Source organism: Mycobacterium sp. NGS45 (genome assembly GCF_059812645.1).
This window is the reverse complement of the sequence record NZ_JCALDB010000029.1, coordinates 1-13,795: the sequence shown is the minus strand read 5'-3', so window position 1 is coordinate 13,795 and position 13,795 is coordinate 1. Positions and strand designations below refer to the sequence as shown.

At 68.9% G+C, this 13,795-nt stretch carries 16 protein-coding genes; 14 read left to right on the top strand and 2 right to left on the bottom strand.

What is annotated here, in order from left to right; translation table 11 throughout:
* The first annotated feature begins 38 nt into the window (after positions 1 to 38).
* The 12 genes from AC5Y3P_RS20505 to AC5Y3P_RS20450 all read left to right on the top strand — a co-directional run bounded on the left by AC5Y3P_RS20505 (position 39) and on the right by AC5Y3P_RS20450 (position 11,100).
* The gene (locus AC5Y3P_RS20505) at positions 39 to 1,409 is read left to right on the top strand and encodes a glutamyl-tRNA reductase (protein WP_500047776.1); all 1,371 of its coding nucleotides are present in this window, start codon (positions 39 to 41) and stop codon (positions 1,407 to 1,409) included.
* 31 nt (positions 1,410 to 1,440) lie between these two features.
* A complete protein-coding gene (gene hemC / locus AC5Y3P_RS20500) occupies positions 1,441 to 2,379 on the top strand; it encodes a hydroxymethylbilane synthase (protein WP_500047810.1) in 939 nt (312 codons plus the stop codon).
* A 2-nt stretch (positions 2,380 to 2,381) separates the two neighbouring features.
* Positions 2,382 to 4,025 (top strand): bifunctional uroporphyrinogen-III C-methyltransferase/uroporphyrinogen-III synthase, encoded by a 1,644-nt coding sequence (locus AC5Y3P_RS20495; RefSeq protein WP_500047775.1) that lies wholly within the window; start codon positions 2,382 to 2,384, stop codon positions 4,023 to 4,025.
* A 28-nt stretch (positions 4,026 to 4,053) separates the two neighbouring features.
* Positions 4,054 to 5,034, top strand: coding sequence for a porphobilinogen synthase (gene hemB / locus AC5Y3P_RS20490; RefSeq protein WP_500047774.1), 981 nt, complete (start codon positions 4,054 to 4,056; stop codon positions 5,032 to 5,034).
* Positions 5,031 to 5,495 (top strand): hypothetical protein, encoded by a 465-nt coding sequence (locus AC5Y3P_RS20485; protein ID WP_500047773.1) that lies wholly within the window; start codon positions 5,031 to 5,033, stop codon positions 5,493 to 5,495. Before hemB ends, AC5Y3P_RS20485 begins: the two co-directional genes overlap by 4 nt.
* Before the next feature lie 25 nt (positions 5,496 to 5,520).
* Positions 5,521 to 5,967: a hypothetical protein gene (locus tag AC5Y3P_RS20480; protein ID WP_500047772.1), complete on the top strand. Its 447-nt coding sequence runs from the start codon at positions 5,521 to 5,523 to the stop codon at positions 5,965 to 5,967.
* Entirely contained in the window at positions 5,960 to 6,568 is a 609-nt protein-coding gene (mce1N, locus tag AC5Y3P_RS20475) for a transport-regulating membrane protein Mce1N (RefSeq protein ID WP_500047771.1), read from the top strand. Before AC5Y3P_RS20480 ends, mce1N begins: the two co-directional genes overlap by 8 nt.
* Positions 6,565 to 6,882 carry a hypothetical protein gene (locus AC5Y3P_RS20470; RefSeq protein ID WP_500047770.1) on the top strand — a complete coding sequence of 106 codons (318 nt, stop codon included), beginning with the start codon at positions 6,565 to 6,567 and terminating at the stop codon, positions 6,880 to 6,882. The genes mce1N and AC5Y3P_RS20470 overlap by 4 nt, the downstream gene beginning before the upstream one ends.
* A gap of 15 nt (positions 6,883 to 6,897) precedes the next feature.
* On the top strand, positions 6,898 to 9,018 hold the full coding sequence (locus AC5Y3P_RS20465) for a heavy metal translocating P-type ATPase (RefSeq protein ID WP_500047769.1): 2,121 nt from the start codon (positions 6,898 to 6,900) through the stop codon (positions 9,016 to 9,018).
* Positions 9,019 to 9,150: 132 nt separating this feature from the next.
* A complete protein-coding gene (locus tag AC5Y3P_RS20460) occupies positions 9,151 to 9,537 on the top strand; it encodes a limonene-1,2-epoxide hydrolase family protein (RefSeq protein ID WP_500047768.1) in 387 nt (128 codons plus the stop codon).
* A 100-nt stretch (positions 9,538 to 9,637) separates the two neighbouring features.
* Positions 9,638 to 10,504, top strand: a complete 867-nt coding sequence (locus tag AC5Y3P_RS20455) for an oxygenase MpaB family protein (protein ID WP_500047767.1) — start codon at positions 9,638 to 9,640, stop codon at positions 10,502 to 10,504.
* Entirely contained in the window at positions 10,501 to 11,100 is a 600-nt protein-coding gene (locus tag AC5Y3P_RS20450) for a TetR/AcrR family transcriptional regulator (protein ID WP_500047809.1), read from the top strand. The genes AC5Y3P_RS20455 and AC5Y3P_RS20450 overlap by 4 nt, the downstream gene beginning before the upstream one ends.
* 102 nt (positions 11,101 to 11,202) lie before the next feature.
* On the opposite strand, the gene AC5Y3P_RS20445 is transcribed toward AC5Y3P_RS20450, so the two are convergent.
* Entirely contained in the window at positions 11,203 to 12,108 is a 906-nt protein-coding gene (locus tag AC5Y3P_RS20445) for a hypothetical protein (protein WP_500047766.1), read from the bottom strand.
* Between the two features lie 213 nt (positions 12,109 to 12,321).
* Here AC5Y3P_RS20445 and AC5Y3P_RS20440 point away from each other — a divergent pair, with 213 nt between their 5' ends.
* Together AC5Y3P_RS20440 and AC5Y3P_RS20435 are read left to right on the top strand one after the other, a co-directional pair.
* Positions 12,322 to 12,810 (top strand): SRPBCC family protein, encoded by a 489-nt coding sequence (locus tag AC5Y3P_RS20440; protein WP_500047765.1) that lies wholly within the window; start codon positions 12,322 to 12,324, stop codon positions 12,808 to 12,810.
* A gap of 68 nt (positions 12,811 to 12,878) precedes the next feature.
* On the top strand, positions 12,879 to 13,358 hold the full coding sequence (locus AC5Y3P_RS20435) for a pyridoxamine 5'-phosphate oxidase family protein (protein ID WP_500047764.1): 480 nt from the start codon (positions 12,879 to 12,881) through the stop codon (positions 13,356 to 13,358).
* Positions 13,359 to 13,386: 28 nt separating this feature from the next.
* Here AC5Y3P_RS20435 and AC5Y3P_RS20430 read toward each other — a convergent pair whose 3' ends face one another.
* Positions 13,387 to 13,767 carry a nitroreductase family deazaflavin-dependent oxidoreductase gene (locus AC5Y3P_RS20430; RefSeq protein ID WP_500047808.1) on the bottom strand — a complete coding sequence of 127 codons (381 nt, stop codon included), beginning with the start codon at positions 13,765 to 13,767 and terminating at the stop codon, positions 13,387 to 13,389.
* Positions 13,768 to 13,795 lie beyond the last annotated feature (28 nt).

Below are 13,795 nucleotides of genomic sequence, written 5' to 3'. Positions count from 1 at the left end.
AAGGGAGCGGGCTGGGCGATGGCCAGAGGTTCGGCGCCGTGAGTGTTCTGCTCTTTGGGGTTTCGCACCGTAGTGCGCCCGTCTCCGTACTCGAACAGCTCTCCACCGATGAGGCCGAGCAGGCCAAGATCATCGACCAGCTGATGCAGTCGCCGCTGGTCACCGAGGCAATGGTGCTCTCGACCTGCAACCGGGTCGAGGTCTACGCGGTGGTCGAAGCCTTCCACGGCGGTCTGTCGGTGATCGGGCAGGTGCTGGCCGAACATTCCGGCATGCCGATGGGCGACCTGACCAGATACGCCTACGTGCGCTACGCCGAGGCCGCCGTCGAGCACCTGTTCTCGGTGGCCTCGGGCCTGGATTCGGCGGTGATCGGCGAACAGCAGGTGCTCGGGCAGGTGCGCCGCGCCTACGCCGCGGCCGAAGCCAACTGCACCGTGGGGCGCACCCTGCACGAGTTGTCCCAGCGTGCGCTGTCGGTCGGGAAGCGGGTGCACTCCGAGACCGGCATCGACGCGGCCGGCGCCTCGGTGGTGTCGGTGGCGTTGGACATGGCCGCCAAGAATCTCGCCGGACTGGCCGGCCGCAACGCCGCGCTGGTCGGTGCCGGCTCGATGGGCGCGCTGTCCGGGGCGCATCTGGTGCGCGCCGGGATCTCCTCGGTGCAGGTGGTCAACCGCTCGCTGCCGCGTGCGCGGCGGCTTGCCGAGAACCTGCGCGCGCAGGGCGTGGAGGCGACCGCCTGGGATCTCGATGACGTGGCTGAGGCCCTGGTCCACGCCGACGTCGTGGTCAGCAGCACCGGTGCGGTACGTCCGGTGGTGTCGCTGGCCGACGTGCACACCGTGCTCGCGCAGCGCGCCGTGGTCGATGCCGGGGCGCGGCCGCTGGTGATCTGTGATCTGGGCATGCCCCGGGACGTGGACGTCGCGGTCGCCGGCTTGCCCGGCGTCTACGTCGTCGACATGGACCGGATCCAGCGCGAGCCCTCGGCGCGCGCGGCCTCCGGTGACGCCGACGCGGCCCGCACCATCGTCGCCACCGAGGTGGCCACCTATCTGGCCGGCCAGCGGATGGCCGAGGTGACCCCGACCGTCACCGCGCTGCGGCAACGCGCCGCCGACGTCGTCGAATCGGAGTTGTTGCGCCTGGACAACCGACTGCCCGACCTCGAACTCGGTCAGCGCGAAGAAGTCGCGCGGACCGTGCGGCGGGTGGTCGACAAACTGCTGCATGCCCCCACGGTGCGGGTCAAGCAGCTGGCCAGCGCCCCGGGTGGCGACAGCTACGCCGAGGCGTTGCGCGAACTCTTCGAACTTGATCCCACGGCAGTCGACGCGGTGGCCACGGCAGGCGAATTGCCTTTGGTGGCTGGCGATTTCGACGCCTCGACTGAACAGCCTGAGTAACTTCTTGCCCCTGACTTCGATTCCCGAGACCATCCGGATCGCGACCCGCGGCAGCCTGTTGGCCACCACACAGGCCGGAACCATCCGCGACGCTTTGCGCGCCCAGGGCTACTCCGCCGATCTGGTCATCATCGCCACGCCCGGCGATCGATCCAGCGCCCCGATCGCCGAGATCGGCATCGGGGTGTTCACCACCGCGATCCGCGACGCCCTGGTGGACGGCCGCGCCGACGTCGCCGTGCACTCGTTCAAGGACCTGCCCACCGCGCCGGATCCGCGCTTCCATCTGGCCGCCACACCGACCCGGGTGGATGCCCGAGATGCGCTGGTGGCGCGCGACGGCATGGTGCTCGGGGAGTTGCCGGCCGGCTCGACCATCGGCACGTCGGCCGTGCGCAGGGTGGCACAGCTTAGAGCACTGGGTCTCGGTTTGGAAATCCGCCCCCTACGAGGCAACCTAGACAGCAGGTTGAACAGGGTAAGCAGCGGCGAACTCGACGCCGTCGTGGTAGCCCGAGCGGGCCTGGCTCGGATCGGACGCCTCGACGTGGTGACGGAGACGTTGGAGCCGGTACAGATGTTGCCGGCACCGGCGCAGGGCGCACTGGCGGTCGAGTGCCGTGCCGGGGATACCGGCCTGGCCGAACTGTTGGCGACGATCGACGACGCCGACACCCGGGCCGCGGTCACCGCGGAGCGCACCCTGCTCGCCGAACTGGAGGCGGGTTGTTCCGCACCGGTCGGTGCGATCGCGGAAGTGGTCGAGTCGATCGATGAGGACGGCAACGTCTTCGACGAACTGTCGTTGCGCGCATGCGTGGCGGCGGTGGACGGATCCGACGTGATCCGCGCGTCCGGTATCGGGACTCCCGATCGGGCTCGAGAGCTGGGGCTCTCGGTGTCCGCGGAGCTCTTCGAGCTGGGTGCGCGCGAACTGCTGGGTCACCAAGGTGCAGAGGGCAGGAGTTAACGATGACTCGAGGGCGTAAGCCAAAGCCGGGGCGCATCATGTTCGTCGGCTCGGGTCCCGGCGACCCGGGTTTGTTGACGACGCGGGCGCGCGCGGTGCTGGCCAATGCCGCACTGGCGTTGGTCGACCCCGACGTCCCCGAAGCGGTGCTGACCTTGATCGGCACGGACCTGCCGCCGGCCTCCGGGCCCGCGCCGGCACCCGAGCCGGGCAGCAAGGACGACGCTGACAAGACCGCCGCTCCGGTGGTCGAGATGGGTCCCGACGTCCGTCCGGCGTTGGGTGACCCGGCCGAGGTGGCCAAGAACCTGATCGCCGAAGCCAAGCTGGGCACCGACGTGGTGCGGTTGGTGGCCGGCGATCCGCTGTCGGTGGACTCGGTGCTCGCCGAGGTCAACGCGGTCGCCAAGGCCGGTCTGGTCTTCGAGATCCTCCCGGGCCTGCCGGCCTCGACCGCCGTCCCCACCTACGCCGGGCTGCCGCTGGGCTCGTCGCACACCGTGGCCGACGTGCGCGGCGACGTCGACTGGGCGGCGCTGGCCGCCGCCCCCGGCCCACTGATCCTGCACGCCACCCCGCAGCATCTGGCGGATTCGGCGCGCACTCTGATCGAGCACGGCTTGGTCGACTCGACGCCGTGCGTGGTCACCGCGCAGGGCACCACCTGCGCGCAGCGCAGCGTCGAGACCACGCTGGTGGCGCTGACCGATCGGGCCGCCATCGGCGGCACCGACCCGGCCGGTCCGTTGACCGGGCCGCTGGTGGTCACCATCGGGCGCACCGTGACGCACCGCGCCAAGCTGAACTGGTGGGAGAGCCGCGCCCTGTACGGCTGGACCGTGCTGGTGCCGCGCACCAAGGACCAGGCCGGCGAGATGAGCGATCGGCTGGTCACCCATGGCGCACTGCCGATCGAGGTGCCGACCATCGCCGTCGAGCCGCCGCGCAGCCCAACCCAGATGGAGCGCGCGGTCAAGGGTTTGGTCGACGGGCGCTACCAGTGGGTGGTGTTCACCTCGACCAACGCCGTGCGCGCGGTGTGGGAGAAGTTCGGCGAATTCGGTCTGGACGCCCGCGCGTTCTCCGGCGTAAAGATCGCCTGTGTCGGTGAGGCCACCGCGGATCGGGTGCGGGCCTTCGGGATCAGCCCCGAGCTGGTGCCCTCCGGTGAGCAGTCCTCGCTGGGCCTGCTGGCCGACTTCCCGCCATACGACGACGTGTTCGACCCGGTGAACCGGGTGCTGCTGCCGCGCGCCGACATCGCCACCGAGACGCTGGCCGAGGGGCTGCGCGAACGCGGCTGGGAGATCGAGGACGTCACCGCGTACCGCACCGTGCGGGCCGCACCGCCGCCGGCGCACACCCGCGAGATGATCAAGACCGGCGGTTTCGATGCCGTGTGCTTCACGTCCAGCTCGACGGTGCGCAACCTGGTCGGCATCGCCGGCAAGCCGCACGCGCGCACCATCGTGGCCTGCATCGGACCCAAGACGGCCGAGACCGCCGCGGAGTTCGGTCTGCGGGTCGACGTGCAGCCGGAGACCGCCGCGATCGGGCCGTTGGTCGAGGCGCTGGCCGAGCACGCTGCGCGGTTGCGCGCCGAGGGCGCGTTGCCGCCGCCGCGCAAGAAGAGCCGTCGCAGGTAGCAGCTCGCGGAGAAGGAGGCGCTCGCTCGTGGCATTTCCCAGGCAGCGTCCGCGTCGGCTGCGCAGCACCCCGGCGATGCGTCGACTGGTCGCGGAAACCTCGTTGCAGCCAAGGCATTTGGTGCTGCCGATGTTCGTCGCCGACGGCATCGACGAGCCCCGGCCGATCGCTTCGATGCCCGGCGTGGTGCAGCACACCCGCGATTCGCTGCGTCGGGCGGCTGCCGAGGCGGTGGCCGCCGGTGTCGGTGGGCTGATGCTGTTCGGCGTGCCGCGCGACGAGGACAAGGACGCCGCGGGCTCGATCGGCACCCACCCCGACGGCATCCTCAACGTCGCGCTGCGGGACCTGAACAAGGACCTCGGTGACGCCACCGTCTTGATGGCCGACACCTGTCTGGACGAGTTCACCGACCATGGGCATTGCGGCGTGCTGGACTCCCGCGGTCGGGTGGACAACGACGCCACCAACGAGCAGTACGTGAAACTTGCTGTGGCCCAAGCGGAATCGGGCGCGCACGTGGTGGGCCCGAGCGGCATGATGGACGGTCAGGTGGCCGCCATCCGGGATGGCCTGGACGCCGCCGGTTTCACCGACGTGGTGATCCTGGCCTACGCCGCGAAGTTCGCCTCGGCGTTCTACGGGCCGTTCCGAGAAGCCGTGGCCTCCAGCCTGTCCGGTGACCGGCGCAGCTATCAGCAGGACGCCGGCAACGCCCGGGAAGCTCGCCGCGAACTCGAACTCGACATCGCCGAGGGGGCCGACCTGGTGATGGTCAAACCGGCGATGGCCTACCTGGACGTGGTGGCCGCTGCCGCCGAGATCTCACCGGTTCCGGTGGCGGCCTATCAGGTCTCCGGGGAGTACGCGATGATCAGCGCCGCCGCGGCCAACGGCTGGATCGACGGGCCGGCGGCTGCGCTCGAGTCGCTGACCTCGATCCGGCGGGCCGGCGCGGACATCGTGTTGACCTACTGGGCGGCCGAGGCCGCCGGCTGGCTGGCGTGAGCGCGCCGCCGCCTGGACCGCAGCCGCCGTCTGGACCGCAGTCGTCGGGGACCCAGCCGCCGGCGGAACCCGGGACGCGCCCCGAAGACGTCGGCACCGGTTTCGGCCTGTGGCTCACGGCGCTGGTGCTGCTCACGGTCGGGTCCATCGTCGACGTGGTCGCTGCACCAGCGGTGCCCCCGGTCATCAAGGTGATCGGGGTGTTCTTCCTGTTGGTGCTGGCGGCGGTGGTGCTGACCTTCTTGATGCTGCTGCGCGGTGGCTACCAACTCGCCCGCACCGGCCTGACCGCCGGCGGGCTGGCGTCCATCGTCTCGACCCTGATCAGCCTGTTCGCCGGGCAGCGGGAACCGGCCGCTGCGGTGGTCTACGCGCTGACCGGCATCCTGGGCGTGGTGTTGATCGCCGGCGGGATCTTCCTGCTGCACCGCAAAGACGCCCACGTCTACTTCACTCGGTGAGCGTGCGGGTTAGGCTGGCCCGATCATGACCGCCCAGCCGCGTCCGCGCGTCGTCGACCTCGCCTTCTGGCTGCTGTTGGTCGGTGCCGTGCTGTTGCTGCTCGGCGGACTGCTGGCGGCCACGCTGAGTTTCGCCGCGGTCCGCGAGGTGGCGGCCAGCTCGATCTCCGATGCCGCGCTGCACCAGGCGTTGGGCATGCACCGCGGGGTCGGCGTGCTGTGCGCGCTGGCCGCACTCGGGCTGGCGTATCTGTCCGGCCGGATGCGCAACGGGGACCCGCGGTTCCGGCGGTCCACCATGGTTTTGTCGGTGGTCCTGGTGTTCTTGGTGGCGGCGGCCGCGGTGTTCATCGGAACCCATGTGTTGTGTGTGCTGGCGCTGCTGCCGATCATCGTCGGTGCCGTGTTGTTGAGCCGGCCGGCTGCTGCGGAGTGGTTCGGCCTGCCCAGTTTGGAGCAATTCAATGACTGAACCCCAGCCCGAGCGGCTGTTCTACGAATCCGGGGCGTCCTGGCTGTGGGTGCTGTCCGGGCCGATCTCGGCGTTGATCATGCTCGGCATCCAGGTCTGGAGTGGCGCCGGCGTGCAGTGGGCGGTGCCGGTGGCATTCCTGGTGCTCGTGACGTTGTTCGTGTGGATGCAGGTCGCGGCCGCGCGCATCCACACCTCGGTGGAACTCACGCCGACCACGCTGCGCGAAGGCACCCAGGTGATCGGGGTCGACGAGATCGTCCGGATCTACCCGGAACCCCCGGACTCCGCGGCGCGGCCCTGGAAGAGTCCCAGTCCGGCCCGCAATGCGCTGGCCAACCGCGCCATGCGGCAGGCCGGTATCGACCCGGCCGAAGTCGAGGCGCAGGCCAAGGCCGAAGCCACCCCGCAGCCCGGCACCTCCGAAGCCGAGGTGCTCAAGTGGCAATCGGCGCGCGCGCTGGGTGAGTTGACCGGCGTGCCGCGCGGCCGGACCGGGATCGGGATCAAGTTGGCCGACGGCCGGACCACCCAGGCCTGGGCCCGCAATCACCGCGGCCTGCGGACGGCGCTGACCGCGTTGCTCGAGGAGCGCGGGTGATTTCCCGCTCCGGCGAGCCGGTAGCCCCGGACATGATGGCCAAGCCGGCGGGTGTGGTGGTCGTGGTGCAGCTGGTGCTGGCCGTGCTGGCCACGGCCGGCGCGGTGTACAGCTGGCTCGCGGCACGGACGCTGGTCGAGGTCGCTCCCGTCGCCGAGGGGGAGCCGTCGACCACGTCGATCGCGCACTATCCGCCGCTGTTGTTGTTGGCGCTGCTGCTGGCGACAGTCGCCGGTGTGCTGGTGGTGCTGGCCGGGGCCCGCTGGCGACGGGGCCGCCGGCAGATCGAAAGCCTCGCGGTTTATACCCCCTAGGGGTATATTGGAGGTATGCAAACTACCTCGGTGACCGATCTGCGCCTCGACGGCATGAGTTGCGTGGGGTGTGCGAACCGGATCGAACGCGACCTCAACGGCCTCGACGGGGTGACCGCGACGGTGAACTTCGCGGTCGAACGTGCGCATGTCGAGCACGGACCCGAAGTGTCGGCCGCCGATCTGGTCGGCGTGGTGGAGTCGGCCGGTTATCGGGCCGCGGTGATCGAGCCCGATGCCGACCCGGCCGAGCATGTGCACGACGATTCCGGCGCCGGATTGCGGCCGCGGCTGATCGGATCGGCGCTGCTGGCGCTGCCGGTGGTGGTGATCTCGATGGTCCCGGCCTGGCAGTTCACCGGCTGGCAGTGGCTGATGCTGGCGTTGACCGCGCCCATCGTGGTGTGGGGCGGCTACCCGTTCCACCGCGCCGCGCTGCGCTCGGCACGACGTTTCTCGTCGACGATGGACACCCTGGTCTCGCTGGGGACGGTGGCCGCCTTCTTGTGGTCGACGTACCTGGTGCTGCGAGCCGTCGGCGAACCGCACTTCCATGAGCATCTGTACTTCGAAGTGGCCGCCGCGGTGACGGTGTTCCTGCTGTTCGGCCGGCTGGCCGAGGCCCGGGCCAAGCGTTCGGCCGGGGCAGCGCTGCGCGAGTTGCTGTCCCTGGGCGCCAAGGACGCCGTCGTGCTGCGCGACGGCGCTGAGGTCCGGGTTCCGGTCGGCGAGGTCGCGGTGGGCGAGCAGATCGTGATCCGGCCCGGTGAGCGGATCGCCACCGACGGTGTGGTGGTCTCCGGTGAATCGGCGTTGGACCTCGCCGCGATGACCGGTGAGTCCGTGCCCGTCGACGTCGGGCCCGGTGCTGAGGTACTCGGCGGCGCGGTCAACACCTACGGCCGGGTGGTGGTGCGGGCCACTCGCGTCGGCGCGGACACCCAGCTGGCCCGGATGGGCCGGATGGTGGCCGATGCGCAGAACGGCAAGGCCGCGGTGCAACGGCTGGCCGACCGGATCTCGTCGGTGTTCGTCCCGGTCGTCCTGGTGATCGCGACGCTGACGCTGCTGGGCTGGCTGCTGTTCGGCGGTTCGGCGGCCGCTGCCTTCACGGCCGCGGTCGCGGTGTTGATCATCGCCTGCCCGTGTGCGCTGGGTTTGGCGACGCCGACCGCGATCCTGGTCGGCACCGGCCGCGGCGCCCAGCTTGGCGTGCTGATCAAGAACCCGCAGGTGCTGGAGACGGTCAGCGGCATCGACACCGTCGTGCTGGACAAGACCGGCACCGTGACCACCGGCGCGATGACGCTGTCGGAGGTGATCGCCGAACCGGGGGAGGACTCCGAGCGGGTGTTGGCCCGGGCCGCTGCGGTCGAAGCGGCCTCTGAGCATCCGATCGCGGCCGCCGTGGTGGCCGCGGCCCGCGAACGGGGCGTACCGGTTGTCGACGTCGTCGACTTCGCCAACGAACCCGGGGTCGGGGTATCCGGTGTGGTCGACGGGGTCCGGGTGCGGGTGACGCGCGCAGCGGTATCCGGCGCGGACACCACGGTCGCGGTCGAATGGGACGGTCAGGTGCGGGGCACCTTGCGGGTGGCCGATGCGGTCAAGCCGTCCAGCGCCGGGGCGATCGTCGAACTGAAGGCCCTGGGTATGACGCCGGTGCTGCTCACCGGCGACGCCGAGGGTGTGGCTCGGCGGGTCGCCGCCGACGTGGGCATCGCCGACGCCGACGTGTACGCCGAGGTGCTGCCTACCGGCAAGGCCGAGGTGATCGCCGGGCTGCAGGCCAAGGGGCGGCGGGTGGCGATGGTCGGCGACGGTGTGAACGACGCCGTGGCGTTGGCCACCGCCGACATCGGCATGGCGATGGGCACTGGAACCGACGCCGCGATCGAGGCCGGCGACATCACGCTGGTGCGCGGTGATCTGCGCACCGTGCCGACCGCGTTGCGGCTGTCGGCGCGCACGCTGCGGGTGATCAAGCAGAACCTGTTCTGGGCGTTCTTCTACAACGTGGCCGCCATCCCGCTGGCTGCGCTGGGCTTGCTCAACCCGATGATCGCCGGTGCTGCCATGGCCGCATCCTCGGTGCTGGTGGTCGCAAACAGCCTGCGGCTCAAGTCCTTCCGCTGATCGCCCCCGCGTTCATCTAGAACTGGCGTAGGTGTCTGAGCCCAAAACGCCTACCTGGACGCTAGGTGGATGGCGTGCGCAGTTGGCCGAAACCGGCCTGCCGGTCAGCCGACCGCGGTCTACTTGATGTCCATGACGCCCGAGCAGGTGGTACGTGCCGAACTGGATGCCTGGTCGACGCTGGATGTCGACCAGATCGTGACGCACTTCGCTCCCGATGCGGTGTGGGTGGCAGCGCCGACCACCACGCTGCACGGTCTGGATCAGATCCGGCCCGCGGTCATCGACTGGGTGGCCCGGATGGTTTCGGCCGAGCTGCGAGTGATCCATCTGGCGGTCAACGGCGATGTGGTGATGACCGAACGCATTGACTCGTTCGACTACGACGGGATCCGTGTCACGCAGCCGCTGATGGGCGTCTTCGAGATCGCGGACGGCAAGATCGCCGCCTGGCGCGACTACTACGTCATGAACAACCCTCCGCCCCCGCGTTCATCCAGAACTGACGTAGGTGTCTGAGCGCAAAACGCCTACCTGGACGCTAGGTGAACGAGATGGGACGCAGTGAACCCGCCCACACTGCCTTGGAACAAAGTGCAGAATCTGTAACACTGTAGGCATGACTGAGCTGGCCGAAACCCCGGCGCGCACCGACGGTGCGCCTCTGGACGGCAATTCACTGACCTGGCGCTGGTTCGGCGACAACCGGATGTACCTGATCGGCCCGCGCCCGGCGGTGCTGCAGAACATGCTGGCCGAGCTGGGCCAGGGCGTGCTGGACCACTCGGTGTTCTTCGCCGACACCGCCGAGCGACTCAAGCGCACCATTCCGCCGATCTTCCGGACGGTGTACGGCTCCGAAGACGAAAACGCCGGCCGACAGGTTCGTGACTTCCACGTCGACATCAAGGGTGAGATGCCCGACGGTGCCCGCTACCACGCGCTGAACCCCGAGACCTACTTCTGGGCGCACGCCACCTTCGTCGAGCAGATCATCTACTTCGCCGACACCTTCGTCAGACCGCTCACCGACGACGAGCGTGAGCAGATCTGGGAGGAGGGCAAGACCTGGTATCGCCGCTACGGCGTCAGCGACAAGATCCTGCCCAACACCTATGCCGAGTTCGTCGAATACTGGGACGGCATGATGGCCGACGTCGTGGTCCCGCACAAGTCGGCTGCCTACGGCGTCGGCTACGTCACCAAGGGTTTCCCCAAGCCCAAAGCCGTCAAGCCGTGGGTGTGGAAACTCGTTGCGCCGGTGTTCAATCCGGTGGCAGCGTTCCTCACCACCGGCGGGCTGCCGCCGCGTGCGCGTGACCTGCTGGGCCTGCCGTGGTCCGACAAACAGGAACGGCGTTACCAGCGATTCGCCGCGTTCTGGCGGTCCCGCCCGGTCAACTGGGTGTGGGACCGGCTGCCAATGTCAGTGCGTTACAACAAGTATGCACGCACCGCGTACGCCCGAGAGGGCGTGACGCCATAGTCGAAGCGACGTCAGACCCGGTCACCACCGCGATTCTGGACGCCGCGGTGGTGCAGTTTGAGCGGCACGGCTTCCGCCGGGTCGCGCTCGACGACGTCGCCAAACGGGCCAAGGTCAGCCGCACCACGATCTACCGCCGCTTCGCCAACCGCGACCAATTGGTGGCGGCCGTGATCGACCGGGAGAACCTCGGCCTGTTCCAGGAGATCGCTGCGCATATCAAAGATGCTGCGGCACCGGCGAATCTCTATGTCGAAGCTTTCACCGCGGCCATCGTGCAGTTCCGGGAGCATCGGGTGCTGAACCGGTTGATCGTCGACGACCCGGCGCTCGCACTGGAGTTGGCGCATGAGCATTACGCGGCGGCGGTCGATCGGGTAGTCGCCGCGCTGCACGTCATCTTCCCGGCCGGATTCGCCGAACGTGTCGGTGCGCCAACGGTGGCCGGGCTCGCCGACGCGATCCTGCGCTACTCGCTGATGGCACTGTTGCTGCCCAGTCTGCAACCGCTGGACAGCGCCGACGACATCCGGACCTTCGCCACCACGCACTTCCTGCCGAGTCTGCCGGCCGCGCTGCGCACCGTCGGCGTTTGACCCGGGCTGACCCCGCACTTTCGAAAAACTCGGCGCAGCAACACGACTGACTCAAGACGAAGGTCCCCGGAGCGGCGCTCCGGGGACCTTTGAAACGGGCAATCAGCCGCCGATCAGGGCCTTGGCCGGGGCCGGCGCCGGATCTCCGACGGAACCGCCGCACGCCTCATGACGATCGGCCTGGAACAGGTTGTTGGCCACGCACTCTCCGTTGCCACCGTTGTTGTTCACCGAGTCCACGACCATGCCGCGCACCAGGTAGTAGGTGTCGGTGCTGGCGCGGGTGGCCAGCAGTGCCGCCAAGTCGTAGTAGTTGAGCAGCGGCACACCCGGAACGCCCACGCCCGCAGGCAAGAACTGGCCACCCTGCGGGGTGTTCGGGCCGTCCATCGACAGCGTCGAATGGCACTGCGGGAATCCGGCCGGCGGGCCCTCCGGCGGGCAGCCCTCGGTGCCGTAATCCAGCGAGAAGAACCCGGAGTACAGGTTGTCGGGCAGATCAGCCGGGTTGCAGGTGGGGAACACCGGGGCCAGCGCCTCCGGCGTGTTGGCCTCGACGTTGTTGAGCACCCAGTTGGTGTGCGAGTAGAAGTCCTGGACCGAGTGCAGCAGGCCGCCGAACGCCGAACGGGCAGCGTGCCCGTCGATCAACTCGGTGCCATCGGGACCCGCCGCGCGGGCGCCGTCGAGGATGATCGGTGTGAAGAAGTCCCACGCCTCGGTGGCGCGCTGACAGATCTCGACCGGGTTCTTGGCGTTGTCGAAGTGCCGGAACGAGTCGTTGGCGAAGAAGTCGCTGCCGACGGCGCCGGCGCCGACGGTCAGATCGCCCTCGATCTGCAGCAGGGCGGCGGGGTCGACCTGATCGGCAGGCAGTGCGTTGCGGGTGATCAGGTCGTGGCCCTGCGGATAGAACGCCGAAGCCGTGGTGGTGCCGAGCATGGTCAAAGATGCGGCTGCTGCGCCGGCGATCACCAGAGCAGTCTTGAATCGGTGTTTGAAGGACACGAAGCACCCCGTTTTCGGTCATTTTGGACAGTCGTAGTGCTAGGGAGGTTACCGCTACCCACGGGGTGATCGTTACGGCAGATCGGCTTCGGGTGCAGCACCGATTCAATTGAGGTAGTCGGGAAAGCCGCAATCAGGCGCGGCGCATCAACTTTCCGGCGGGTTGATTCTGAGCGTTGTCAGGCCGCCCTCGAGTCGTCATGCTTGTGCCTCATGACGCGTTGGTATGCCCTGGATTCGGCCGATGCCGGCACCTTCGACACCGCCCCGCACGTCTTCCGCTATCAGAAACACTTCGCCGCACCACCCGAGCAGGTCTGGGACTCACTGCAATCCGACGATTCGTTGGCGGCCTGGGGGCCGACGGTCAAGTCGGTCACGTGGACCTCACCGCGACCGTTCGGAGTGGGGTCGACCCGCGAAGTGGCTGCCCCCGGTGGACCCAAACTCCGAGAACGCTTCTTCCGCTGGGATGAAGGCCGCGGATACTCGTTCTACGTCTACGAATCCAATGCCCCGCTGTTCCGGCAATTCGCCGAGGACTACCAACTCGCAGCCGACGGTCCGGGCACCAGCTTCACCTGGACGCTGGCCATCGCCGCCAAACCGGCACTGCGGCTACCGGTTCGGCTGCTGGCACCGGTGCTGAAGGCGGGGTTCGGCCGGATCCCGGCGGATGGCCAGCGGTATTTCGCCGGCTGAGCCCGGCCGCTGGGTAGGTGTCGTCGGTTTCCGCTCGCCGCGCCGGTCGACGACGGCACAATGACCGGATGGCCGAACTCGCCGAAGTAGCTCCCGCTTTCCTGGACATGGCGCATTCGATCGTGTGGGCCTCAGTGGCCACCGTCGACGACGCCGGACGCCCCCGCAGCCGGGTGCTGCATCCGCTCTGGGAATGGGACGGCACCGACTTGGTGGGCTGGATCGGTGTCGCGCCCACGCCGCTGAAACATCGGCACATTGCCGCGCACCCCGAGATCTCGCTGAACTATTGGGCGCCCAGCCAGGACACCTGCAGCGCCGAAGCCAACGTCGAGTGGATTCTCGACGACGACGGCCGCGCCGCGGTCTGGGACAAGCTCAAGTCCGCGCCGGCGCCGGTCGGGTATGAGCCGGCGATCATCCCGCAATGGACCGGGCCCACCGCGCCCGCGTTCGCCGGCTGGCGGCTGCGCCCGCACCGGCTGCGGGTGCAACCGGCCGCCGTGCTGGCCGGCAACGGCACCCCGCTGACCTGGTCGGCGCACTGACCCCGCAGCGCGACGGGAAGCCGGCGGATCAGCCGCGCTGCAGCAGCACGGCCTGTTCGAACGGCAGTCGGCCGAACACCCGGCTGGTCCGACCGGTGACGTGCTCGGCTGCCTCGGCCTTGCTGACCACCCGCGGGTTGCGCACCTCGAAGGTATGGCCGCGCCGTGTCATCCGGCCGCCACCGGCCGCGGTCAGGTTCTTCAACCAGTCCCGGTCCGGACCGTAGGTCAGCAGGATCGCGACGCCCTCGTCGGTGGCGAACACGGTCAGCGGCGTGGACCACGCGGAATTGCATCCAATGCACGATTCGGTCGTTCGTGACCTGTCCCGATGGAACCAACTCCAACCGCTCCAAACCTTACACGTAGCCTCCCCACCTGCTATCTTGACCCGGATCGTGTATCTAATGCACGAATCATGCAGCGAGAGGGTTGAG

Excerpts from the sequence above, each read along its gene's own strand:
- AC5Y3P_RS20495 (WP_500047775.1), top strand. The coding sequence starts at position 2,382 with ATGACTCGAGGGCGTAAGCCAAAGCCGGGGCGCATCATGTTCGTCGGC.
- AC5Y3P_RS20435 (WP_500047764.1), top strand. The coding sequence starts at position 12,879 with ATGGCCGAACTCGCCGAAGTAGCTCCCGCTTTCCTGGACATGGCGCAT.
- AC5Y3P_RS20455 (WP_500047767.1), top strand. The coding sequence starts at position 9,638 with ATGACTGAGCTGGCCGAAACCCCGGCGCGCACCGACGGTGCGCCTCTG.
- AC5Y3P_RS20465 (WP_500047769.1), top strand. The coding sequence starts at position 6,898 with ATGCAAACTACCTCGGTGACCGATCTGCGCCTCGACGGCATGAGTTGC.
- AC5Y3P_RS20480 (WP_500047772.1), top strand. The coding sequence starts at position 5,521 with ATGACCGCCCAGCCGCGTCCGCGCGTCGTCGACCTCGCCTTCTGGCTG.
- AC5Y3P_RS20460 (WP_500047768.1), top strand. The coding sequence starts at position 9,151 with ATGACGCCCGAGCAGGTGGTACGTGCCGAACTGGATGCCTGGTCGACG.
- mce1N (WP_500047771.1), top strand. The coding sequence starts at position 5,960 with ATGACTGAACCCCAGCCCGAGCGGCTGTTCTACGAATCCGGGGCGTCC.
- AC5Y3P_RS20440 (WP_500047765.1), top strand. The coding sequence starts at position 12,322 with ATGACGCGTTGGTATGCCCTGGATTCGGCCGATGCCGGCACCTTCGAC.